Annotated in this window: 17 protein-coding genes and 1 tRNA gene; 8 read left to right on the forward strand and 10 right to left on the reverse strand. The window is 35.6% G+C overall.

Annotated elements, in window-relative coordinates; translation table 11 throughout:
* The first annotated feature begins 13 nt into the window (after positions 1-13).
* Positions 14-1,366 carry a sigma-54-dependent transcriptional regulator gene (locus tag ACT3CE_RS18085; RefSeq protein WP_444711169.1) on the forward strand — a complete coding sequence of 451 codons (1,353 nt, stop codon included), beginning with the start codon at positions 14-16 and terminating at the stop codon, positions 1,364-1,366.
* Positions 1,367-1,396: 30 nt separating this feature from the next.
* Here ACT3CE_RS18085 and ACT3CE_RS18090 read toward each other — a convergent pair whose 3' ends face one another.
* Positions 1,397-3,946, reverse strand: a complete 2,550-nt coding sequence (locus tag ACT3CE_RS18090; RefSeq protein WP_444711170.1) for an ATP-binding protein — start codon at positions 3,944-3,946, stop codon at positions 1,397-1,399.
* Between the two features lie 331 nt (positions 3,947-4,277).
* Here ACT3CE_RS18090 and ACT3CE_RS18095 point away from each other — a divergent pair, with 331 nt between their 5' ends.
* Positions 4,278-5,141, forward strand: a complete 864-nt coding sequence (locus ACT3CE_RS18095; protein ID WP_444711171.1) for a Cbp1 family collagen-binding glycoprotein adhesin — start codon at positions 4,278-4,280, stop codon at positions 5,139-5,141.
* Between the two features lie 152 nt (positions 5,142-5,293).
* Positions 5,294-5,680, forward strand: a complete 387-nt coding sequence (locus tag ACT3CE_RS18100) for a hypothetical protein (RefSeq protein ID WP_444711172.1) — start codon at positions 5,294-5,296, stop codon at positions 5,678-5,680.
* A 40-nt stretch (positions 5,681-5,720) separates the two neighbouring features.
* On the opposite strand, the gene ACT3CE_RS18105 is transcribed toward ACT3CE_RS18100, so the two are convergent.
* From ACT3CE_RS18105 to ileS, 3 genes are all read right to left on the reverse strand, one after another.
* Complete coding sequence (locus tag ACT3CE_RS18105) at positions 5,721-6,329, reverse strand: lipoprotein signal peptidase (protein WP_444711173.1); 609 nt, start codon at positions 6,327-6,329, stop codon at positions 5,721-5,723.
* A 121-nt stretch (positions 6,330-6,450) separates the two neighbouring features.
* Complete coding sequence (locus ACT3CE_RS18110; protein WP_444711174.1) at positions 6,451-6,825, reverse strand: TraR/DksA family transcriptional regulator; 375 nt, start codon at positions 6,823-6,825, stop codon at positions 6,451-6,453.
* Between the two features lie 46 nt (positions 6,826-6,871).
* Positions 6,872-10,312 (reverse strand): isoleucine--tRNA ligase, encoded by a 3,441-nt coding sequence (gene ileS, locus ACT3CE_RS18115; protein WP_444711175.1) that lies wholly within the window; start codon positions 10,310-10,312, stop codon positions 6,872-6,874.
* A gap of 304 nt (positions 10,313-10,616) precedes the next feature.
* On the opposite strand from ileS, the gene ACT3CE_RS18120 reads away from it, so the two are divergent.
* Positions 10,617-11,027, forward strand: a complete 411-nt coding sequence (locus ACT3CE_RS18120; RefSeq protein ID WP_444711176.1) for an OsmC family protein — start codon at positions 10,617-10,619, stop codon at positions 11,025-11,027.
* A 99-nt stretch (positions 11,028-11,126) separates the two neighbouring features.
* Positions 11,127-12,149, forward strand: coding sequence for an NAD-dependent epimerase/dehydratase family protein (locus ACT3CE_RS18125; RefSeq protein WP_444711177.1), 1,023 nt, complete (start codon positions 11,127-11,129; stop codon positions 12,147-12,149).
* Positions 12,150-12,341: 192 nt separating this feature from the next.
* Here the strand turns inward: ACT3CE_RS18125 and ACT3CE_RS18130 are convergent, their stop codons facing one another.
* The 3 genes from ACT3CE_RS18130 to gldA all read right to left on the reverse strand — a co-directional run bounded on the left by ACT3CE_RS18130 (position 12,342) and on the right by gldA (position 15,502).
* Positions 12,342-12,662, reverse strand: a complete 321-nt coding sequence (locus ACT3CE_RS18130; RefSeq protein WP_444711178.1) for a helix-turn-helix domain-containing protein — start codon at positions 12,660-12,662, stop codon at positions 12,342-12,344.
* Between the two features lie 319 nt (positions 12,663-12,981).
* Positions 12,982-14,238 carry a methionine adenosyltransferase gene (gene metK / locus ACT3CE_RS18135; protein WP_444711179.1) on the reverse strand — a complete coding sequence of 419 codons (1,257 nt, stop codon included), beginning with the start codon at positions 14,236-14,238 and terminating at the stop codon, positions 12,982-12,984.
* 364 nt (positions 14,239-14,602) lie between these two features.
* On the reverse strand, positions 14,603-15,502 hold the full coding sequence (gene gldA / locus ACT3CE_RS18140; RefSeq protein WP_444711180.1) for a gliding motility-associated ABC transporter ATP-binding subunit GldA: 900 nt from the start codon (positions 15,500-15,502) through the stop codon (positions 14,603-14,605).
* 211 nt (positions 15,503-15,713) lie between these two features.
* Between gldA and ispG the strand changes: the two genes are divergently transcribed.
* Both ispG and ACT3CE_RS18150 read left to right on the forward strand, forming a co-directional pair.
* On the forward strand, positions 15,714-17,675 hold the full coding sequence (gene ispG, locus ACT3CE_RS18145) for a (E)-4-hydroxy-3-methylbut-2-enyl-diphosphate synthase (RefSeq protein ID WP_444711181.1): 1,962 nt from the start codon (positions 15,714-15,716) through the stop codon (positions 17,673-17,675).
* 70 nt (positions 17,676-17,745) lie between these two features.
* Positions 17,746-18,531 carry a hypothetical protein gene (locus ACT3CE_RS18150; RefSeq protein WP_444711182.1) on the forward strand — a complete coding sequence of 262 codons (786 nt, stop codon included), beginning with the start codon at positions 17,746-17,748 and terminating at the stop codon, positions 18,529-18,531.
* A 5-nt stretch (positions 18,532-18,536) separates the two neighbouring features.
* On the opposite strand, the gene ACT3CE_RS18155 is transcribed toward ACT3CE_RS18150, so the two are convergent.
* A complete protein-coding gene (locus tag ACT3CE_RS18155) occupies positions 18,537-19,169 on the reverse strand; it encodes an HAD family hydrolase (protein WP_444711183.1) in 633 nt (210 codons plus the stop codon).
* Between the two features lie 100 nt (positions 19,170-19,269).
* Here ACT3CE_RS18155 and ACT3CE_RS18160 point away from each other — a divergent pair.
* Positions 19,270-19,343 (forward strand) — tRNA-Ile (locus tag ACT3CE_RS18160).
* 329 nt (positions 19,344-19,672) lie between these two features.
* Here the strand turns inward: ACT3CE_RS18160 and ACT3CE_RS18165 are convergent.
* The gene (locus tag ACT3CE_RS18165; RefSeq protein WP_444711184.1) at positions 19,673-22,570 is read right to left on the reverse strand and encodes a type I restriction endonuclease subunit R; all 2,898 of its coding nucleotides are present in this window, start codon (positions 22,568-22,570) and stop codon (positions 19,673-19,675) included.
* A 7-nt stretch (positions 22,571-22,577) separates the two neighbouring features.
* Entirely contained in the window at positions 22,578-22,868 is a 291-nt protein-coding gene (locus ACT3CE_RS18170; RefSeq protein WP_444711185.1) for a GIY-YIG nuclease family protein, read from the reverse strand.
* Between the last annotated feature and the right edge of the window lie 463 nt (positions 22,869-23,331).

Below are 23,331 nucleotides of genomic sequence, written 5' to 3' on the forward strand. Positions count from 1 at the left end.
AATATCATTCCAAATGAAGAGAATTCTAATTATCGATGATGATGCTACCATCTGCCTAATGCTGCAGGGATTACTTAAACGTAAAAAATTTGATGCCGACACCGTTTTTTCAGCTGGAGAAGCGATCAAAAAATTGGAAAATGAAACCTTCGATTTGGTATTAAGCGACTTTCGTTTGCCCGATTTTGATGGCCTTGAATTACTGCAAAAAATTAAGGCTATTCATCCTCGCGTACCAGTAATTATAATGACATCTTATGCTGATATTAGAACCGCTGTTAGTGCCATTAAAATGGGTGCTTTTGAGTATGTCACAAAACCTTTAAATCCCGATGAAATATTATTATTAATTCACTCGGCATTAGAAAAAGCAGAAGAAAAACACGAAGCACCTAAAAAAATCGAGAAAAAGAAAAAACCTGTTATCGATTTTGTTCGTGGCGAAAGTCCTAGCTCTCTTCAAATTGATCAATACATAAAATTGGTGGCCCCAACCGATATGTCGGTAATTATTGAAGGAGAAAGTGGAACTGGAAAAGAAATTGCTGCAAGAAGAATTCATTCTGAGAGCAAAAGGAACAACAAAATATTTGTAGCTGTAGACTGCGGTGCTTTGTCTGCCGACTTGGCTGGAAGTGAATTGTTTGGCCACATAAAAGGTTCATTTACCGGAGCAATAACCGATAAAGAAGGACAGTTTGAAGCTGCCAAAGGAGGCACTCTTTTTTTAGATGAAATTGGTAATCTTTCTTACGAAATTCAAGTAAAACTTTTACGGGCTTTACAGGAAAGAAAAGTACGCAGAATAGGCAGCAATAAAGATGTTGATGTTGATGTAAGAATCGTTGTTGCCACCAACGAAGATTTGGCTTTATCGGTAAACAATGGTGCATTTAGAGAAGATTTATATCATCGCTTAAATGAATTTAAAATAACAGTTCCTGCACTTCGAAACCGTAAAGAAGACATTGAATTGTTTGCAAATTATTTTCTCGATTTATCGAATAATGAATTGAATAAGAATGTTTCTCAATTTTCTGATGATGTACTTAACAAATTTAAATCGTACTCCTGGCCAGGTAATTTAAGAGAGCTTCGTAATATTGTTCGTCGTTCGGTTCTTTTAACTCAAGGAGACATTGTTGAGCTAGTTAGTTTACCAATGGAGATAATGAATGATAAAATTCAAAGTGATACCACTATAGAAGGATCGAATCTTAAATTGATTCAGGCAGCCAACGAAAAAGAATTAATTATTAGCACGCTACGAAAAGTTAATTTTAATAAATCGAAAGCGGCCAGACTCTTAAATATCGATAGAAAAACACTCTACAACAAGATAAAACAGTACGGTATCGAAGTTTAAATGATAAAGGCAAGTATGTGACAAGTAATTTTACAATTCAGACATTTCGCTTTTAATAGATGAAATTACAATTTTAGAATTTTGTTCCAATTCTTCTACCAATTCCAATATATAATCCGGATCGTCTACTGTTCCGGTTTTTTTATGCAGTAACTCTTCCAGTTCTTTTAATAGTGGAATAAGGTTAACAACTTTTAGCTGAGTAAATGAGCCTAGCATTTTATGAGCAATCGAACCCACTTCTAAATAATCAGATTTATCGAAAGCAAGTCTAAGTTTATACAAACTCTCTTCTGCCGAAAATATAAATTGATTAAGTATTTGTTTAAATAAGTCGGAATCGTCGGATGTAAATTGTTCTATTTGTGATAAATCATACAAATCCTCATCCTCCTCAATATCCTCATCTAAAATCTTATTTTCAGTATTTTTTGGCTTTTTCAATAAAAGCTCGGCAAGCATAGAGTTTAATATTTTCTCATTAAAAGGTTTCACCAAACACTCGGTCATACCCGAGGCAATATATTCTTTTAGGTCCGATTCTCTAACATTAGCCGTTAAAGCAATAATTGGGATGTTTGCCTGTTCAGAATTTTCCAGGGTTCTAATTTTTCTGCAAAGCTCTAATCCTCCCATTTTAGGCATGTGAATATCGGTTAAAACCATATCGTATTTTTGCTCCTGAATTAAAGACCATGCCTGTTCTCCATCTTCTACAAAATCTGCTTTTAGCTCCCAGTCAGAAAAAATTGTTTTCAAAAGCAATAAACTATAATCATCATCATCAACAATTAGAAATTGTTTTTCGCTTACTACTGACAACAACTCACTATTCGCCTTAAAACTCTCTTCAACTACTATTTCAGAAGCCTGACTTAAAGGAATTCGAAGCGTAAAACATGAGCCTTTCCCCAACTCACTATGAACAAATAAATCTCCCCCTAATAATTTCGATAACCTTCGGCTTATGGCTAAACCTAATCCTGTGCCACCATATTTTCTTGCCGAAAAAGTATCAGCCTGACTAAAATCCTCAAATATAGTATTCAACTGATCATCAGCAATTCCAATTCCGGTATCCTCCACATTAACTTCAAACAAATATAAATCTCCTTCAGGAACAAGGGAGGCCACAATTTTCACGGAACCTTTTTCTGTAAACTTTATGGCATTAGATCCCATATTTAATAAAATTTGCTTAATACGAAACGGATCACTTTTTAGGATACTATTCTCATCTCCCGAAAAATAAATTGTAAACTCCAAATTTCGATTATCAGCATTTACTTTTAACAAATCGTAAACTTCAGTCACTAAACTTTTCGGATTAAAATTTATGCTTTCGATATTTAATTTACCAGCTTCAATTTTCGATAAATCGAGAATTTCGTTTACCAAGCCGAGTAAATGTTTCGATGAACTCTTTAAAATATCAACAAAGTTACGCTGATTTTCATGCAAAAATGTTTTACTTAACTGATTGGTAAAACCAATAATAGCATTTAATGGTGTTCTGATTTCGTGACTCATGGTAGCCAAAAATTCCTCTTTTACCTTGGCTAATTTTTCAGCTTTTCTTTTGGCAATAATAAGTTCCGATTTGTAATAATTACTTTTTGTAAGATCGGTTAAAATAAAAATGATAAAAAGAATTCCCAGCACAAAGCCAACAATAATGATTACAGATATCACAAATATTGAGTTATTAGCTATTTGTTTGGCTTTATCCGATTCTTTAGTTAATTGTACCAAACGTTCATCTTCTAACTGCTGCAATAACACTTTAATTTTATCCCACATAATGGAATTTTCCTCAACCAAGCGTAATTCTTCTTTCGAAACAATTTCTCTGTTAAGCTGTTCTTTTGCCTGCGCAAGCAATAACATATTCTCCAAACTTCGCAGTAAACTATCCGACTGCGGAAGATAACTTGTATCAACCTGTATTTCGGTTCTTTTAATTACCGTTTCAATTGAATCGGCCTTTTCGGTATCTTTTTTATTACTGAACAATTTGGCCCAGAGTCCCTTTTTTTTCTCTTTTGTTTCGCTTGGAGTAACAAGAGTATCTAAAAAAGTAGTTGTGGTAGTTGTGGTTTTAATTTTAGTTTTTGCCGAATCGGAAGCATTACTTAATTGCTGCATTGCAATTTGAGAAAGATTCTCTTTTTCTTTTGCTCTTTTTAAGCGAACAAATCGCTCCAGTTTATCGGCTCGCTCTTCCAGCAAAACATACATCGAGTCGATTAAAAAAAACGACTTACTACTATCGGCACTATAAGTTCTTAGGGAATCTAAATTAGCTTGAATTTCTATAATATTTTCGGCATAATGAGCCAGATAACGTTCTTTTTTGGTTAGCGAATAAATTCTAATTTTATTCTCAGCCTCCGAAAGATTGGTAAGAACTCTATTCATTCTGGCAATTTCAGAATCGGGTTTCGATAAAAAAACAACAGAGTCGAGAAGCTTATTGTAAGCCTGATAGGCTATCAACATAGAAGCAATTATAGCCAGGAATACAAAAATATATCCCAAAATTACTTTGACCTTAATGCTACTTCTATTTTCTGATTTCATCGGTTTGTCAATTCTTTTAAAGATATACTCGCTTACCTGTAAAGTTATAAAGATTTTTCCGAAGTCTGCTTTTACCTATAAATACAAGCCATTACAAAATTTATTCTTTGTGGAATAATTACCCGAAAAGTGTAGATAAATTCCCCAAATTTTATACTACAAAATGAAATAAATCTATTTTATTATATTTTTAAAAAAATATTTTAACAATTGGTTTACTGACAATTAAGCACTATTATCTCAATTAACTCTAAATGATAAAAAATTACGGCACGATATTCACTTGTTTAAGGTAACAGAATACTGAAACCTAATCTCTAAAATAATTTATATGAAACGTATTTATCTAGCATTATTGATTATTCCTTTTTTTATTAGCTGTAATCAAAAAGAATTAAAACAGTTAAAAGAGCAAAATCAACAATTAACTTCAATGGCCAAACAAAAAGATTCAACGATGAATGATTTTATCGAATCTTTAAACACAATTGAAGAGAATCTTGAGATTATTAAAAAGAAGGAAAAAATAATTGCAGTTAATTCTGAGAATCCAAATAAATCACAAAAACAAAAAATTGCAAGTGACATAACTTCAATAAATAACTTATTGGAGCAAAACAGAGAAAAAATTGCCGATTTAGATAACAAGTTAAATAATAGCTGGTATCAAAACTCGAAATTACGAAAACTCACAGATCGTTTAAAGACTGAAATAAGTAACAAGGAAACTGAAATTATAGCTTTAAATACAAAAGTTTCCAAATTAAATATCGAAGTTGAAAATCTTAATGGTCAGGTAACCGAGTTAAATGGAACCGTTTTAGCATTAAATACTGAGAACGAAGAAAAAACTAAAGAGATAAAAGCAAAAATAGAAGAATTAAACACAGGCTTTTATGTGTGCGGTAGCAACAAAGAATTACAAGAAAAGAAAGTAATTACAAAAGATGGTGGCTTTATTGGCATTGGTAAAACCGCCGTTCTTAGTAAAGATTTTAATACAAGTGAATTTAAGAAAATTGATATCACCAAAACTACCACGATCCCGGTAAGCGGGAAGAAGATTAGTTTAGTAACCAGTCATCCAAGTAACTCTTATAAGGTTGAGGGAGTTGAAAAAGTTGAAGGTATTACTATCCTGGATCCGGTTGAATTTTGGAAATCTTCGAAATACCTGGTAGTAGCGGTACGATAATCAATTCATGGTTGAGTTTTAAGGTTGTCAAAGAAAGGCTGTCCAGGAGGGCAGCCTTTCTTCTTTGTAAAAACTTAAAATCCATTTTGTTTGTTCGGGAGTTTTTGTTTATTTTTATTTAGATTTTTTCTAAATAAAAATAAACAAATAACATGAAAGAAGCATATCAAATTAATAAAGTTTATTCTTTAGTTTTAATTCTGGTAGGAGCATTTGGTTTTCTTGCCAGATATTACCAAGTAAGAGATTGGCAATTCACCGCTCTTATTCCTTTATTTTTTGGAGTAATATTATATCTCTGCACACCCGGCATTAGAAACGAAAATTCGGCCATTGGTCATGTAGCAGCTTTACTTACTACGCTACTTATTATTACTTCATTAGTAATGCTTACAAAAGGAATTCTTGGCGATATAAGCTGGGGTAGAAAACAATGGATTTTTCTAATCGTTATATTGGGAGGTATCTGGAGTTTACGAAGTCAGATTAACTACTTTAGAGCTCAGCGAAAAAGAAAAGCCGCCAAAGCTAAGTCATAAAAAAAAGCCCTTTAGGGCTTTTTCTTTTTTATATCATATTCTAATGTTCTTTCACAAAATAATTTCGTTGAAACAGTAGGATAAAAGCTACTCCAATTGTAATATACGAATCGGCAACATTAAAAACGGGTCGAAAGAAAATAAAATGTTCTCCGCTCCACATTGGAAACCATTCTGGAAATCGGCCCTCAACTAATGGAAAATACAACATATCAACTACTTTTCCATGTAAAAAACTCGCATATCCACCACCGTCAGGTAAAAAACTTGCCACCTGATAATAACTATCATTAAATACTAATCCGTAAAAAGCACTATCAATGATATTACCCATGGCACCGGCAAATATCAGAGAAATAGATATAATTAGTCCCAATGGTGCTTTCTTTATACAAATATCACGCAGATACCAACCAATTCCGCAAACTGCAACAATACGGAAAAGACTGAGTACTATTTTTCCCCACTCGCCTTCAAGTTCCATACCGAATGCCATTCCATTATTCTCGATAAAATGAATCAGAAACCAATTCCCAAAAACAGAGAACTCTTCGCCCAACATCATATTGGTTTTAATCCAAATTTTTAGTGTCTGATCCAAAATCAGAAGTACCACAATTAGTGCTACCGATTTTTTAAATAACGACATATCTTATCTTTAAATGTTTATTTTTTACTTTTCGTTGATAAAGAAATGAAAAGCTTTTGTTCCAAACAAAAATGATTGGAAGAATATTCTTCCAATCATTTTCTATATTCTTTAGAATAATTTATTGCTTTTTCTTAGCCTCTATACTTAATGTAGCATGCGGTACAGCTCTTAGCCTCTCTTTGCTAATCAACTTTCCAGTTTCACGGCAAATACCATACGTTTTATTCTTTATTCTAATTAAAGCTCCCTCCAGATGAGAAATAAACTTTGCCTGACGCTGTGCTAAACGCCCAGCCTCCTCTTTAGACAAGACCGAAGCTCCTTCTTCCAACACCTTAAATGTAGGCGAAGTATCTTCAATATCATTTCCTGAGCTATTTGAAATGACTGCCTTTAATGTCTCAAAATCTTTTTTGGCTTTTGCTAGTTTTTCAAGAATCAAATCTTTAAAATCCTGCAACTCCTCGTCTGTATATCGCTTCTTTTCTGTCATTGTTTCTAAAGTTTTCTATGGTTGTCTAAAGATAACAAAAAATCGATTATTTACTAATCTTTTCAATTCTAATAAAACTCTCTACACCCTGCTCAATCTCTACTGCTTTCGCATCATTCCCGGCTAATTTTTCAACCAATTCAACGCTAACAGCTAAAGTTTGACTTCCAATGTATTCTTTATGAGCAAGAACCGCATCGTTAATAGAATCATGCTTCATGATCTCCAGCTTAATTTTATCAGTCACATCAAAATCGCTATCTTTTCTTAGATTTTGAATTCTATTGATAAATTCACGAGCAATTCCTTCTTGTTTTAACTCGTCGGTAATGTTTACGTCCATTGCAACAGTAAGTTTCCCTTCGTTGGCAACTAACCATCCTGGTATGTCTTCAGATATAATTTCAACATCCTCCATGCTAAGGTCGATATTCTGCTCATTAACAGTAATTGCGTAGCTTCCGGCCTTCTCAAATGCAACAATATCTTCCTGTGTCATTTGACCAATAGCAGCAGCAATTTGCTTCATAATTTTACCATGCTTAGGACCTAAAGTCTTAAAGTTAGGCTTTATTTTCTTCACTAATACTCCCGAAGTATCAGTAATAAACTCCATATCCTTCACATTAATTTCTGAAAGAACAATGCTTTTAATTGCCTCCAGCTGAGGTATAACTGCCTCATCTAAAATAGGAATCATGATTTTCTGCAATGGCTGACGAACACGAATTTTCACTTTACGACGTAAACCTAAGGACATAGAAGAAATCTTCTGAGCCATATCCATACGCTCTTCCAATGCTTTATCTATCACCTCTACATCGTATTTAGGGAAATCTACTAGATGAACAGATTCTTCGGTAAAACGACCAGTTACAGAATTCAAATCGTTAAACAGCTGATCCATATAAAATGGTGCAATTGGTGATGCAAGAACCGAGATCGTTTCTAAACACTTGTACAACGTTTGATAAGCAGAAATCTTATCGGCATCGTACTCGCCACCCCAATATCTCTTGCGACACAAACGAACGTACCAGTTCGAAAGGTTCTCATTCACAAAATCCTGTATTGCTCTACCAGCACGTGTTGGTTCGTAAGCTTCGTAGCATTCTTCTACCTCTTTAATTAATGAATTAAGAAGGGAAAGAATCCATCGATCAATTTCAGGACGCTCTTCCATTGCTATATCAGCTTCTGAATAGTTAAATCCATCGATGTTAGCATACAATTGGAAGAAACTGTAAGTATTATAAAGCGTACCAAAGAATTTACGACGAACTTCTTCAACACCACCTAAATCGAATTTCAGGTTATCCCAGGGTTGTGCATTTGTAATCATATACCAACGCAATGGGTCAGAACCATATTTCTCGATAGTTGAGAATGGATCAACAGCATTTCCAAGACGTTTAGACATCTTGTTACCTTTGGCATCTAACACCAATCCGTTAGAAATAATATTTTCGAAAGCAACCCCATCGAAGCACATGGTTGCAATAGCATGCAAAGTAAAGAACCATCCACGAGTTTGATCTACTCCCTCAGCAATAAACTGAGCTGGGAACAGCTTGTCAAAATTCTCTTTATTTTCGAACGGATAATGCTGCTGTGCATAAGGCATTGCACCTGAATCGAACCACACATCAATTAAGTCGAGTTCACGAACCAGTTTCTGACCAGTCTCACTCACAAGAATTAAACCATCGACATACGGACGGTGTAAATCGAATTTTTCGTAATTCTCTTTGCTATTATCTCCTTCTACGTAATCAGCCAGAATATTTTCAGTCATAAAACCAGCGGCTATCGATTTTTCAATCTCAGCCTTTAATTCTGCAACCGAACCAATACATTTTATTTCTGAACGATCTTCGCTTACCCAAATTGGCAATGGCGTTCCCCAGTAACGAGAACGAGAAAGGTTCCAATCCTGAAGATTCTCTAACCATTTTCCAAAACGACCTTCACCAGTAGATTGTGGTTTCCAGTTAATGGTTTTATTTAGCTCGATCATACGATCACGAACTGCTGTTGATTTAATAAACCATGAATCTAATGGATAATACAATACGGGTTTATCAGTTCTCCAGCAATGAGGATAGTTGTGAACATGTTTCTCCACTTTAAATGCCAGGCTATCTTTTTTCAATGCTACTGCGATATCAATATCTAAAGTTGCATCCTTATCTGTTAAAGTAGGATCGTACGCATTCTTCACAAAACGACCAGCATACTCACCATAAGCCTCAACATCTACATAGTTCTTTACAAACTCTGGATCTAAATCTTCAATTAAAAAGAATTTTCCGGTACGATCAACCATTGGTTGAATTTTACCTTCTTTGTCACGAAGAATTAATGGAGAAATACCAGCTGCTTTTGCAACTCTATCATCATCGGCACCAAAAGTAGGAGCAATGTGAACAATACCGGTACCATCCTCGGTAGTTACAAAATCGCCAAGAATTACACGATAAGCATCGCCTTCGGGCTTAACCAGTGGCATAATAGGCTCGTACTTAATTCCCTCTAAATCGGTTCCTTTGTGTTCAGAAAGAGTTTTAAAAGTTAAGCGTTTATCGCCTGCTTTGTATTCTCCTAACTCAAGACCTTCGTATTTTTTATCGAAGAAATTGTAAAATAAATCCTTCGCAATAAGAACAACACAAGGTTCGGCTGTGTATGGATTAAAGGTACGAACACGAACATAATCAACTTTAGGACCTACAGCCAAAGCAGTATTCGATGGCAATGTCCATGGAGTCGTTGTCCAGGCAATAAAATAGGCATCGCAATCAATTCCTTCGTATATAAATTCACTTTTTTCGTTGCGTGCAACTTTAAACATACCAACTGCTGTGGTATCTTTTACATCTTTGTAGCATCCCGGCTGGTTCAGCTCATGAGTTGACAAACCTGTTCCTGCTGCAGGAGAAAATGGCTGGATTGTATATCCTTTGTAAAGCAAATTTTTCTCGAACATTTGCTTTAACAACCACCAAAGAGTTTCAATATAACGATTATCGTACGTAATATATGGCTCATCCATATTTACCCAATACCCCATTTTAGAAGTTAAATCTTCCCACTCGCGGGTATATTTCATTACATTGGTACGGCATGCTTCGTTGTATTCGTCAACCGAAACTTTAGTACCAATATCTTCTTTTGTAATTCCGAGCTCTTTTTCTACACCAAGCTCAACAGGCAAACCATGAGTATCCCAACCTGCTTTACGGTTTACTTGAAAGCCTTTAAGAGTTTTATATCTACAAACAATATCTTTAAGAGCACGAGCCATTACGTGGTGAATTCCCGGCATTCCGTTTGCTGAAGGAGGTCCTTCGTAAAAAACAAAAGAAGGATTACCTTCTCGAGTTTCCAAACTCTTTTCGAACGTTTTATTTTCGTTCCAATCCTTTAGTATGTCTTTATTGATCTGGGATAGATCAAGCCCTTTGTGCTCTGGAAATTTCGTGCTCATTTATATTTATTTTATCTAGTATTCGCTATTTTTGATTCACATTTACATCAATCAGATTCTAAAACTTAAACCTAATTCAACGCATTGTTTATGGTCATTGTACCCAATTCAAATTCGTATTTGGTACAAAAAGTTTACAAATATAGAAAAAATAGAAGATTCAACGATCATATTTTTTACATATTCAGAGTGCTAAACAGTTTTTAATCAGCATATCAATGATGATCGTTTTGTAGTTCAAGCATCTTACTTATAATTCGGAATTATTAGATATATTTAGCTTTAAATTTTAAATCAAAATATCATGACAACTATAAAATCAAAATACCTGGGTGATTTAAGAACAGAATGTGTTCACTTGCAATCGGGTACTAAAATTTTTACGGATGCTCCGACCGATAATCAGGGAAAAGGAGAAGCTTTTTCGCCTACCGATCTTTTGGCAACTTCGCTTGGTTCCTGTATCATGACAATTATGGGAATTGTTGCCCGTGATAACAACATCGACATTGCTGGAACCGAACTGGACATTACCAAAATTATGGCCAGCGATCCTCGCAGAGTTGCCGAAGTTATTGTTGAGTTTACTTTTCCGGATAAGGATTATACCGATGAGCAAAAGAAAATTATCGAATCGGTTGCTGGTACCAGCCCTGTACCTTTGAGTGTACACGACAATATGAAGCAAACAATTCTAATGAACTGGAAAAAATAAAACACAAAAAAATAGAACGCGAAGACACCAAGACGCGAAGATGTATTCTTTATTGCGTCTTCGCGACTTGGCGTTTCATCCCTTATTAACCTATTAAGCATGATTTTAGTTACCGGAGGAACCGGCCTTATTGGTTCACATTTACTATTTAATTTACTGTCGAAAGGAAAAAAAGTTCGTGCATTAAAAAGAGCTAACAGTAGTATTGAATTGGTTCGCACTACTTTTTCGTACTATACAGACAATCAAAATGATTTGTTCGATAAAATTGAATGGATTGATGGAGATATGTTAGACATTTTTTCATTGAAAGATGCTTTGGCAGGAATAAAAGAAGTTTATCATTGTGCTGCTTTGGTATCGTTCCGAAAGGAAGACAAAAAAAACATGTTGGATATTAATGTTGAAGGAACCCGCAATTTAATCAATGCCTGTTTAGATGCTACTATTCGAAAGTTTTGCATGGTAAGCTCTGTAGCTGCTTTGGGTTCACCCGAAGAAGGTGAGAATACCACTACAGAAAACACGGCCTGGAGTCCGGAAGAGAAACACTCGAGTTATTCTGTAAGTAAATTCAAATCGGAACTGGAAGTTTGGAGAGGAATTGAAGAAGGTTTGGATGCTGTAATTGTAAATCCATCAATTATTCTGGGGCCCGGACAATGGGAAAAGGGCAGTTCTCAACTTTTTAATGCTGTGGGTAATGGATTAAAATACTACACAAAAGGCGTTACCGGATATGTTGATGTTAGAGATGTGAGCCGCGCCATGATAGAATTAATGGAAAGCAATATTGTAAACGAACGCTTTATTTTAAACAGCGAAGACTGTTCTTTCGAATTCATATTTAAAACCATCGCAAAATATATTGGGATTGAAGGCCCTACAAAATATGCCACTAGAAAAATGACCGAAATTGCATGGCGATTGGCCTATTTGAAAAAGATTTTTCTTTTTAAGTCCGCTGGCCTTACAAAAGAAAATGCCCAATCGGCTCACAATATTCACAACTACTCCAATCAAAAAATAAAAGAAGCTTTAAACTTTGAGTTTATCCCAATTGAAAAGAGTATTAAAGATACTGTGCAACATTATCCGATGAAAGCAAAGGTGAAAAGATAAAATTAACCACAAAGAAACACGGTACCCTTTCAGTGGTTTTCAGCTCTGAAGATGCTTATTTACCGATTTGAATCTTACTAGTATTCATCATTTGTTTCTTCAGTGCCTTTTCAGTTCCATTATAAATTTCCGTTTTATCAACTTCATGAGTCGTTCTAATAATTGTGGAGATAAGATTTACACCTAATCATTTTAACCTTTTCCTCCCAACATCTTTATTACCTCTTTCAAGGTTTTATTTTCAGATTCAAGTATTGCCAATTGTTCATCAACCGGATTTTCAATATTTACTTTATCGGCAAGGATCTTGAAGAAATTTACCTGCAGAATTTCGCATATCTTCCAAAGTCTATCTGTATGAATGCTCCTTCGCTTCAATGTTTGATAAACTGTATTTACGTTAATTCCTAGTTTTTTAGACAATTCAACAGCGCTTACTCCTTGCCGATTCATCTCCTCTATGATTAAATCGTTCACATGCAAAGAGGTAGATTCTTTAGACGAAACTTTCATTATTTTATCTTTTAATAGGTTCTGGTCTACAATTTAACGAATTTACACCATATTTTATGCATTATCTTTATTAACTACTAGTTAACTTCCATTTTCAATAAGTGATATCCTATTTAGTAGTAGTACAATTTACTTTTTCGTAGTTACATTCTATTAATCTGTCGTTTGATTCTACTTTTCTGTGGTTTGATTACATTTATCTGTGATTATATTCTATTTTTTATAGAATAGATTCCATTTATTTGATAATTAAATCCATTTATAATAAAAAAAGCCACTCCTCGTAAGGAATGGCTTCACTATATATTCTATTAGTTGTTTACAAAGTAAAAGCTTCTTTCACTTTATCTACATAGTCTAATTTCTCCCAGGTAAATAATTCTACTTCCCTTTCGATAACTCCAGAATATGGAGAATAGAATTTTTTGGTAACCATGCGAGGAGTACGTCCCATGTGACCATAAGCCGCCGACTCTTCGTAAATAGGATTACGTAATTTTAATCGTTGTTCGATAGCTGCAGGACGTAAATCGAATAGATCTTTAATTTTTTCGGCAATTTCACCATCGCTTAAAGATACATTTGCTTTTCCATAAGTATCGACAAAAACACCTACGGGTTCGGCAACACCAATTGCATAAGAAAGCTGAACTAGTATTTCATCGGCAACACCAGCTGCCACAATATTTTTTGCAATATGACGAGAAGCATAAGCCGCAGAACGATCTACTTTCGAAGGATCTTTTCCTGAAAAAGCACCACCACCATGAGCCCCTTTTCCGCCATAAGTATCAACAATAATCTTACGTCCGGTTAATCCTGTATCGCCATGAGGTCCGCCAATTACGAATTTTCCGGTAGGATTTACGTGCAAAATAAAATCTTCGTCGAACATTGCCTGAACACGCTCCGGTAACTGTTTAATTACACGAGGAATTAGGATATTACGAACATCTTTCTTGATTTTAGCAAGCATTAGCTCATCGTTAGGGCCAAAATCGTCGTGCTGAGTAGAAACCACAATGGTATGAATTCTTTCAGGCATATCATTATCGTTGTACTCAATGGTTACCTGCGATTTAGAATCGGGACGAAGATAAGTCATCTGTCTTTCTTCGCGACGAATGGCAGCCAACTCAATTAGCAAACGATGCGATAACTCCAAAGACAAAGGCATATAATCATCGGTTTCCTTAGAAGCATAACCAAACATCATTCCCTGATCTCCGGCACCCTGCGACATAGGATCTTCACGATCGACCCCACGGTTAATATCGTCAGACTGTTCGTGAATTGCCGACAATACACCACAAGAAGCGCCATCGAACTGATATTCGCTTTTGGTATACCCAATACGATTAATTACCTGGCGAGCTACATCCTGAGCATCGATATAGGTTGTTGTTTTTACTTCACCAGCAAGAATAACCTGCCCTGTAGTAACCATCGTTTCACAAGCAACTTTCGAATTTGGGTCGAAAGCTAAAAATTTATCCAATAAAGCATCTGATATTTGATCAGCAACTTTATCTGGGTGTCCTTCTGAAACTGATTCTGATGTGAATAAATATCCCATAATATTTTAATAATAATTTAGTTGAACTGATATTTTTTAGTTACAAACTGTTTACCTATAAGCTATAAGCCTGCAAACAAAAACTATCAATTTTGTTGTTTGTTGTCTCCATTATAAAAAATAATGGTGTAAACGATACGGGAAAGCAATGGTCGATTGTAAACATGCAGAAAAGCATGTGATTCACCATTTAGCATTTTTTTCCGTGGTTGCAAGCAGCCAAATCTTTCCACATATATTTCGCGCAAAGGAAGTAATTATTTTGGAAAGAAACAAAATTGAGTCTCTGCTTTTACAATATTTCACCAAAAATCGAAGCTGAAAAACAGGCACTTCCACCTCAATTAAGAGCTGAGAGTCTTAATTAAGAGGTAAGTTCATGAAAAATATCTTCCAGATTTTTATTCTGAGATTTCATTTCCAGAATTACAAATTGATTTGCCACAGCAAAATTGAATATCTCTTTTCTGATGTCCTTATTCGATAGAAAATTGTATTTATTTTCTCCCAAATAGGTAACTTCATCTAAACACTTAATCTGTTCAAGCTGAGCTAATGATACTTCTGTATCAAATTCAACACTAATAAATTTAGATTCGATATTGGAGCTTAGGAATTCAATATTTTTATCTGCTACAAGTTTTCCTTTATTTACAATTAAAACACGCTGACAACAGGCTTCAACCTCTTGCATAATGTGAGTCGAAAGCATTACTGTTTTCTCTTTACCAATATCCTGTATTAGTTTTCTAATTTCGATTAGCTGATTTGGATCTAATCCTGTTGTGGGTTCGTCTAAAATTAAAACTTTAGGATCGTGTAGTAAAGCCTGTGCAATACCTACCCGCTGACGATATCCTTTCGAAAGAGAAGCTATTTTTTTATTCTGTTCCAAGCCCAAACCGGTCAAATCAATCATTTCGGCAATTCTATTTTTCCTGATCTTACCCAATTTATATATCGATGCAACATAATCTAAATACTCCTTCACATACATTTCCAAATAAAGGGGATTATGCTCTGGCAAATAACCAATTTGCTTTCTTACCTCCAGAGAATTTTCTTCTATATTAATGCCATTAAGTTCAACGATTCCTGAAGATTGAGGAATGTAACCTGTAATAATTTTCATCATCGTAGATTTTCCCGCCCCATTAGGACCCAAAAATCCTACAACCTGGCCCTCGTGAATTTCAAAACTAACATTATCGAGTGCTTTTTGTTTTCCGTATCGTTTGCTTACTTCCTGAACTTTTATCGACATACAATAAATTATTGACAAGTACTTTTAAATAAAACGCCTCAAATACTTAGAGTTATAAGCACTTACTCGTTACACGTATTGTTTTAAAAAATATAAAATACCTGATTCCTACAATTTGAGCATGAATTTACTAATTCTTCTCTTCTTTTTCGAAAGAAATCATAATTCTTAATTAATAACTACCTTTGTGATTCAATTCAAATCAAAGGAAATGAGTTTTTCACAGCATACACAGTTTTGTAACGATCTTTTTAACTACACTCGTCGCAAATCGAGCGAAGTAAACATTGGAACGACTCCCCTGGGAGGAAAAAACCCTATTCAGGTTCAATCGATGACCAACACCGATACAAATAACATTGAAGCCAGTGTTGAACAAACAATAAAAATGATTGAGTCGGGTGCTAAATATGTACGATTAACCGCCCAAGGGATTAAAGAGGCCGAGAGTTTAAAATTTATAAAAGCCGAATTGCTTAAAAAAGGCTATCATACACCTTTAGTGGCTGATATTCATTTTAATCCAAAGGCAGCTTCTATTGCTGCTAAATATGTTGATAAAGTTCGAATTAACCCTGGAAATTTTGTAGATAAACGAGCTGATTTTAAAAGTCAGGAATACAACGAAGCTCAATATCGTGAAGATCTGGAAAAAATTCGGGAGGCCTTTATTCCTTTTCTTACCATCTGTAAAGAGTTTAATACGGCCATTCGAATTGGAACCAATCATGGTTCTTTATCCGACCGGATAATGACTAAATATGGTGACACACCGCAGGGAATGGTTGAGTCGACATTAGAATTTTTACGCATTTGTAAAGAACAGAACTTTATGGATGTTGCCATTTCTATTAAATCGAGCAATACGGTTATGATGGTAAAAACCGTTCGGTTATTGATTGTGGAAATGGAAAAAGAGAATATGAATTTTCCTTTACATTTAGGAGTAACCGAAGCTGGAGAAGGAGAAGATGGACGAATTAAATCGGCAGTAGGAACCGGAGCATTACTAAACGATGGCATTGGCGATACCATAAGAATTTCTCTCACCGAAAATCCTGAGATTGAATCTCCCGTTGGAAAAAAACTGGTTGATTATGTACTCGAAAAAGAAAATCATACTTTAATTGCGCCCCTTAAAAATACAAATATAAACCTACTGGATTTTTATAAGCGAAACACGTGTATGGTTCAAAATATTGGTCGTAAAAAAGTTCCTGTAGTAATTTCTGATTTAAGCCATGAGAAATTCCTAACCGCTGATTTACCCGAACAGGCAGGTTATGTACTTAATCAGGATAACTTTGAATGGGAAAAAGGAAAGCTTGCCGCCGATTTTATTTATGTAAACGGATATGACCCAATATTTGCTGACTATCCAAAAGATCTTAAACTAATTGTAGATCAGGAATGCTGGCAACAGACTGATCAGTTTACCGACAAATCGTACCCTTTATTTCAAAGTAAAGCGTTCATGCGTCTTAACCCATTGGCTTTTTGCTGCGATATTCATTTTGTAGAATGCTCGTATAGCGATCTTACCGACGAGTTTATTGCCAATGTAAATGCAAATAAAAAAGTAGTGCTCATCTGTAAATCGAATCATAAAAATGCATTTGCAGAACAAAGAGCATTTGCTTTGCGCTTAATTGAGGCCAATTGCGATGCTCCAATTATTTTTAAAAGATATTTTCCGGAAGTACATCTGGAAGATCTGCAAATTAAAGCCTCTGCAGATTTAGGAGCTTTATTTTTCGATGGATTTGGCAATGGAATATCGATTAAAAACGACGGAAAACTCAATCCGAAAGATGTTCTGTCTACCGCTTTCGGAATATTGCAAGCTGCAAGAGTTCGAACCAGTAAAACTGAATTTGTATCCTGTCCGGGTTGCGGCAGAACTTTATTTAAATTACAAGATGTAGTTGCTCAGGTTAAAAGAGAATTTGCTCACCTAACACACTTAAAAATTGGGGTTATGGGATGCATTGTAAATGGTCCGGGCGAAATGGGAGATGTAGATTATGGTTATGTAGGAGCAGGACCTGGAAAAGTATGGCTTTACAAAGGTCATGAAGTCGTTCGAAAAAATATTGCAAGCGATAAAGCGATTGAAGAGCTAAAAGAAATAATTAAAAACAATGGCGATTGGATTAACGATAATAAAGAATAAAAGATAAATTGATTTTTTTATTCACATAATTTTATAACTTGCACAACTACCTAATCATAAAATTATTAGTGTGAAGAAAAGAGTCCTACTTGTATTTTTCAGCTTCCTGATCTCATTCGCCTATGCCGATAAATTTGAATTAAGCGGAGTATATTTAGGAAAGAACTTGTATGTAATGAATAACTTTGCCGATTCGGGAGTTGGATTTTGCGTATACGAAATAACAATCAACGGACAAACTTCTTCAGACGAAATTAACAGTAGTGCATTCGAAATCGATTTAGGGCAATTCAATTTTGAGTTTGGAGATAAAATAACAGTCATCCTCTACTATAAAAATGGATGCCTTCCCAAAATAATGAATCCGGAAGTAATTCAGCCAACATCATCTTTTATCGTACAAAAATCAAACGTAGATGAGAATGGCACCCTACATTGGACAACTTCTAATGAAATAGGATCGATACCATTTATTGTACAGCAATTTAGATGGAACAAATGGATTACTGTTGGTAAAATAGATGGCAAAGGAAATCGTAAAAGCAATGAGTATGAAGTAAATGTTCGACTGCATTTTGGTAAAAATAGTTTTCGATTATGCCAGATCGACTACAGTGGAATACCCCGATATTCTTCACCAATCATCTATCAGTCGAAACAAAAAAAAGTTAGCTATGGCCCTGAAAAAATAAAAGATGTTTTACTGTTTTCAGACTCGACTTTATATGAAATATATGATAGCTATGGGGCTATTATTTTAAAAGGCTATGGGGCTAAAATCAATTTAAAAGGTCATCAATCTGGCTTGTACTATATAAATTACGATAATAGCATGGACAGTTTCAAAAAAAGATAACCGATCTAACTCCTCTCAAATAAATCTAATACTGTTTCCCCATTCTCCAAATCCAGAAAATGTGCCTTCATTCCTACCGATCTTGCTCCTTCAACATTTGCGATCATGTCATCGATAAATAAAGTATCCCCGGCTACTAAACCTTCCATTTCCAAAACTGTAGAATAAATCTTAGGATCAGGTTTACGAAGCCCCATATTATGCGAGTAATAATCATTTTCAAAAAAGTCGGACAAACAAACCCCATGAGTCTCTTTAATTTTTCGCATATAAGCAGTCCAATGAATGATGTTTGTATTGCTTAATAGAAACAATCTATGGCTCTTTTTTAATTGCTTTAAAAGCTCTAATCTCTCAAAAGGAAGATCAAGTAACATGGAATTCCAGGCTAAATCAATCTCTTCATCGCTTACTTTTCGACTAATATGCTTACGAATTTCGAATCTAAATTGGTCGGCACTACTAATTCCTTTTTCAAGTTTATCGAATAAACCATTTTTTTGATATTCACTCTTTATTAAGCGAACATCCTCTAAACCAATTTGCTGAAAACTGTCAACTGCCTTTTGAGGATCAATATTCATAAGAACACCTCCGAAATCGAAGATTATATTGGGGATTGAATTGTATTTTTGCATAAATTTTTTCTCTTATTTATTGAATTATTCAATACAAATATGTAATATTGCACACCGAAAACAAAGACAAAACATCAGTTTTATTTTCTTTGTTTTTCGAGGGCCTATAGCTCAGCTGGTTAGAGCACCTGACTCATAATCAGGGGGTCCATGGTTCAAGCCCATGTGGGCCCACCCCCAATAAAAACACCCAATTTAACGATTGGGTGTTTTTTTTATGCAATACACGCAATACTACATTGCAACAACTAATCCGAAATCATGCTTACAAAGCATTTTTGCACTTCTTTTATCGGCCTGATAGATTTTAATAAGCATTCCTTTGTTCGCGCAACAAATTTCTACACTTTTGGCTACTGCCGCAAAATAGTGCTCACGAACAAAAACATCGATCCAATAGACCGTGACAAAACGAATCAGGTACAAACCTTCTTTGTTGTGAATTGAAAATCGAGGAAAACTAATTTATGGTTTTGACTTAAAACATTGTAAGTAACACTTTTCTACCCCACCATGCCATGAACAAAAACCTCCACAAATTCTTTCATTCGGTTAAGGATTCTTACGCCTATTTCTCTTGCTTTCAATATGCTAGGTCTGTGGTCTAAACATTTAAAAACATCATCGCGAATGGGTTCTTGTCCGCTATAGATATAGGTATCGATTAAGGATTTAAACTGAGCTTTATCCAGACTTTCGTCTTCGCAGATTTTACCCAAAGCCAATACTTTTTGGTCTTGCCAATATTGATCAAACGCCTCTTCTATCTTATCAGCATCGTGAATCGCCGGCAGATTCTCTTCAATAAATTTTTCGATGAGTTCTCGTTTGCTACGCAGCATCACATCGCCCCCCAGTAAATCGACAATGGCTTTTTTCTGAGCTTTGGCACTCGTTGGATCGCTAAGCTTTAACTTAGCTAGTAGCTTAATGATATAGGCCACATTCACACGATCTCTGTGGATCAATTCCAATTCAAAATCGATATCATCTAAAATCGAAACCTTTTCTTTTTGCTTCTCCCGTTTTACCTTTTCGTACAAATCGAGATACTTGCTTTTGTAGTCTTCGTACTCCTGCTCATCCAAAGGCAAATCGTCCCAATCGAAATCGGTATACGATTGCAGAACATTGAGGTTACGCATCAGTCTTCGGAAGGCTTGCACAAAAGCAGCTTCCTCTTCTTCGCTTTCTAGTTCGTTTACAGATTGGTAGCTAGGTACTATTTCTTTTAAACCTTTAAACGCCTCATCAAACTGCTTAGCGATATCCTTATATTCGGGCATCACAACCACTTCGATAGCCTCTTTATTCGAAAACAAAGTGATGGCATCGTCGGTAGCTTGTTTCAAATTACGGAAACACAATATATTACCTTGCGACTTTTGCTCGCCAAAAATACGATTGGTACGCGAGAAGGCTTGTATTAAACCATGTTGCTTTAGGTTCTTATCCACATACAAGGTGTTGACCTTTTTCGCATCAAAACCCGTTAACATCATGCCAACAACAATAACAAGGTCTAATCGATCTTTTTCATCGTTAAATGTGGTTTTCTCTCTATCCTTTAAACGCTTGCTGATGTCTTTAAAATAGCCTTCGAAAAGCTTAGAGTCCTTAGTGGTATAGTTGGTGTTGTACATTTTGTTGTAATCCCCAACAAAGCTTTCCAGCTTATCTCTTGAGTGGCTCGATTGATATGCCACCTGTGCTTCAGCAGCCTGAGCAAATTCAAAATCAGGCAAATAATCCTGGGCATTTTCATCCTCCTCGTTGGCTCCATAGGTAAAAATGGTGGCAATGCGCAAATCGTGCTCTCCTGCCAATTTTTTTTGTTGGAATAGCTCATAATAGGCAATGGCTGCATCGATATCGCTTACCGCAAAAATGGCGGAGTAGTCTTTACTAAAGGTTTTTCTATTGTGATTGGCAATAATGTAATCGACAACACTTTCGAGATATTGAGGATCTTCAAAAACTTCTTTTTTATTGATATCTTCAACCATTTGGTCGAACTGTGGTTTGTTTTTATGCTTAAAAACGCTGTAATATTCTATACCAAATTTCAAGACGTTTTCGTCGCGTATGGCATCGGTAATCACATATTTGTGCAAGCACTTGCCAAATAAATCTTTGGTGGTTCGCTTTCCCTTATCATTTTTAGATGCATTCTCAGCAAAAATAGGTGTTCCTGTAAAACCAAACAATTGGCTCCTGGCAAAGAATTTGGTAATTCTCTCGTGGGTTTCGCCAAACTGAGAACGGTGACATTCGTCGAATATGAAAACTAAACGCTCCTTTTTCAGATGCGCCAATTGCTTAGCGTAACGATCCGAAATGGCATTGTTAAGTTTCTGAATGGTGGTAATAATTAAATCGGATTCTTTGCGTACGCCCTTTTTATCTTTAAACTTGCCCAAAAACTGATTCACCAAGCTGGTGGTGTTGTCCGTAGAGTCAACACTTCCTTCCTTAAAAGAATTGAACTCCTGCATGGTTTGATAATCCAAATCCTTACGATCGACCACAAACACCACTTTGTACACCTCGGGCAAATCCATTAAAATCTGACTGGTTTTAAACGAAGTTAAGGTTTTACCCGAACCTGTGGTGTGCCAGATGTAGGCATTATCGGTACAGGTTTTTACCTGCTTAATTAAGGCCTCGGTAGCAAAGTACTGGTAAGGCCTTAGCACCATTAACACCTTATGCGTTTCGTTGATAACAATGTAGTTGGCAATCATTTTACCCAGATGATCGGGATTGAGGAATGCAGCAGCAAAAGCATCCAACTCGGTAATGTTTTTGTTGTTGGCATCGGCCCAAAAGAAGGTTTGTTTGACCGATTGCAATTCGTTATTGGCTAAGTACTTGGTGTTTGCGCCATTGCTAATTACAAACAACTGTACATACTGAAACAAGGCATGATTGCTCCAAAACGAATGTTTTTGGTAACGATTAATTTGATTAAAGGCTTCTTTAATTTCCAGACCTCTGCGCTTGAGTTCTATTTGAACCAGTGGCAAACCATTCACCAACAAGGTAACATCGTAGCGGTTTTTAAAAGAGCCCTCTTGCGATACCTGATTGGTTACCTGAAATAGGTTCTTGTTCCAGTTTTCGGAATCGAAAAAGCGAACATAGGCAATTTCGCCATTGTCCTGGGTAAAGCTGAATCTATCTCGTAGGGTTTTGGCTTTTTCGAACACATTACCTTTTGCCAAATGGTTTAGGATGCCGTCGAATTCCTTATCGGTATAGCTGGCTTTATTAAAAGCTTCTAGCTGACTCTTTAAATTAGACACAAGTACATCACCATCCATTACTTTAACAGATTGGTAGCCTAAATCAACTAATTGTTTGATTAGTTTATTTTCTAATATAGCTTCTGATTGGTGCATAAATTGTTTACATTATGTTTTCGTATAAATCCTGCCAATTGGGATTTATACTTTCAATACATTCTATTTTTTTTGCCCTACTGCCTGCCTTTAATTGTTTTTCTCTACTTATAGCATCGCCTATCGTTTGAAATGTTTCATAATACACTAGCTTACTCAAATTATACCTTGCTGTAAACGATTTTTTGTCGAGCTTTTCTTTATGCTGTGCTATACGCTCTTGCAAATTAGCAGTTACCCCAACATAAAGCGTGGTGTTATTTTTATTAGTTAGTATGTATACGAATCCTTGTTTCATTTTTTTTCCTTTCTGTCATTACGAGGTACGAAGCAATCTCTTTATTCTTTACTAACGGATTGCCGCGCTCGTTCCTCCTTCGCTGTCATTGCGAGGTACGAAGCAATCTCTTTATTCTTTGCTAACGGATTGCCGCAGTCGTTCCTCCTTCGCAATGACGGTTAATTTGTATGTCATTGCGAGGTACGAAGCAATCTCTTAACTATTGCTAACGGATTGCCGCAGTCGTTCCTCCTTCGCAATGACGGGTAATTTGCACTGTCATTGCGAACGCAGTGAAGCAATCTCATTCCTTTTGCTAACGGATTGCCACAGTCGTTCCTCCTTCGCAATGACGGGTAATTTGTATGTCATTGCAAGGCGCTAAGCAATCTCTTTATTCTTTGCTAACGGATTGCCGCAGTCGTTCCTCCTTCGCAATGACGGGTAATTTGCACTGTCATTGCGAACGCAGTGAAGCAAT

This window comes from Marinifilum sp. RC60d5 (assembly GCF_052400665.1).
GTDB lineage: Bacteria > Bacteroidota > Bacteroidia > Bacteroidales > Marinifilaceae > JBQTGK01.

Excerpts from the sequence above, each read along its gene's own strand:
- ACT3CE_RS18125 (WP_444711177.1), top strand. The coding sequence starts at position 11,127 with ATGATTTTAGTTACCGGAGGAACCGGCCTTATTGGTTCACATTTACTA.
- ACT3CE_RS18120 (WP_444711176.1), top strand. The coding sequence starts at position 10,617 with ATGACAACTATAAAATCAAAATACCTGGGTGATTTAAGAACAGAATGT.
- ACT3CE_RS18100 (WP_444711172.1), top strand. The coding sequence starts at position 5,294 with ATGAAAGAAGCATATCAAATTAATAAAGTTTATTCTTTAGTTTTAATT.
- ACT3CE_RS18165 (WP_444711184.1), bottom strand. The coding sequence starts at position 22,570 with ATGCACCAATCAGAAGCTATATTAGAAAATAAACTAATCAAACAATTA.
- ileS (WP_444711175.1), bottom strand. The coding sequence starts at position 10,312 with ATGAGCACGAAATTTCCAGAGCACAAAGGGCTTGATCTATCCCAGATC.
- ACT3CE_RS18090 (WP_444711170.1), bottom strand. The coding sequence starts at position 3,946 with ATGAAATCAGAAAATAGAAGTAGCATTAAGGTCAAAGTAATTTTGGGA.
- ispG (WP_444711181.1), top strand. The coding sequence starts at position 15,714 with ATGAGTTTTTCACAGCATACACAGTTTTGTAACGATCTTTTTAACTAC.
- ACT3CE_RS18105 (WP_444711173.1), bottom strand. The coding sequence starts at position 6,329 with ATGTCGTTATTTAAAAAATCGGTAGCACTAATTGTGGTACTTCTGATT.
- ACT3CE_RS18130 (WP_444711178.1), bottom strand. The coding sequence starts at position 12,662 with ATGAAAGTTTCGTCTAAAGAATCTACCTCTTTGCATGTGAACGATTTA.
- ACT3CE_RS18085 (WP_444711169.1), top strand. The coding sequence starts at position 14 with ATGAAGAGAATTCTAATTATCGATGATGATGCTACCATCTGCCTAATG.
- metK (WP_444711179.1), bottom strand. The coding sequence starts at position 14,238 with ATGGGATATTTATTCACATCAGAATCAGTTTCAGAAGGACACCCAGAT.
- ACT3CE_RS18095 (WP_444711171.1), top strand. The coding sequence starts at position 4,278 with ATGAAACGTATTTATCTAGCATTATTGATTATTCCTTTTTTTATTAGC.
- ACT3CE_RS18110 (WP_444711174.1), bottom strand. The coding sequence starts at position 6,825 with ATGACAGAAAAGAAGCGATATACAGACGAGGAGTTGCAGGATTTTAAA.
- ACT3CE_RS18170 (WP_444711185.1), bottom strand. The coding sequence starts at position 22,868 with ATGAAACAAGGATTCGTATACATACTAACTAATAAAAATAACACCACG.
- gldA (WP_444711180.1), bottom strand. The coding sequence starts at position 15,502 with ATGTCGATAAAAGTTCAGGAAGTAAGCAAACGATACGGAAAACAAAAA.
- ACT3CE_RS18155 (WP_444711183.1), bottom strand. The coding sequence starts at position 19,169 with ATGCAAAAATACAATTCAATCCCCAATATAATCTTCGATTTCGGAGGT.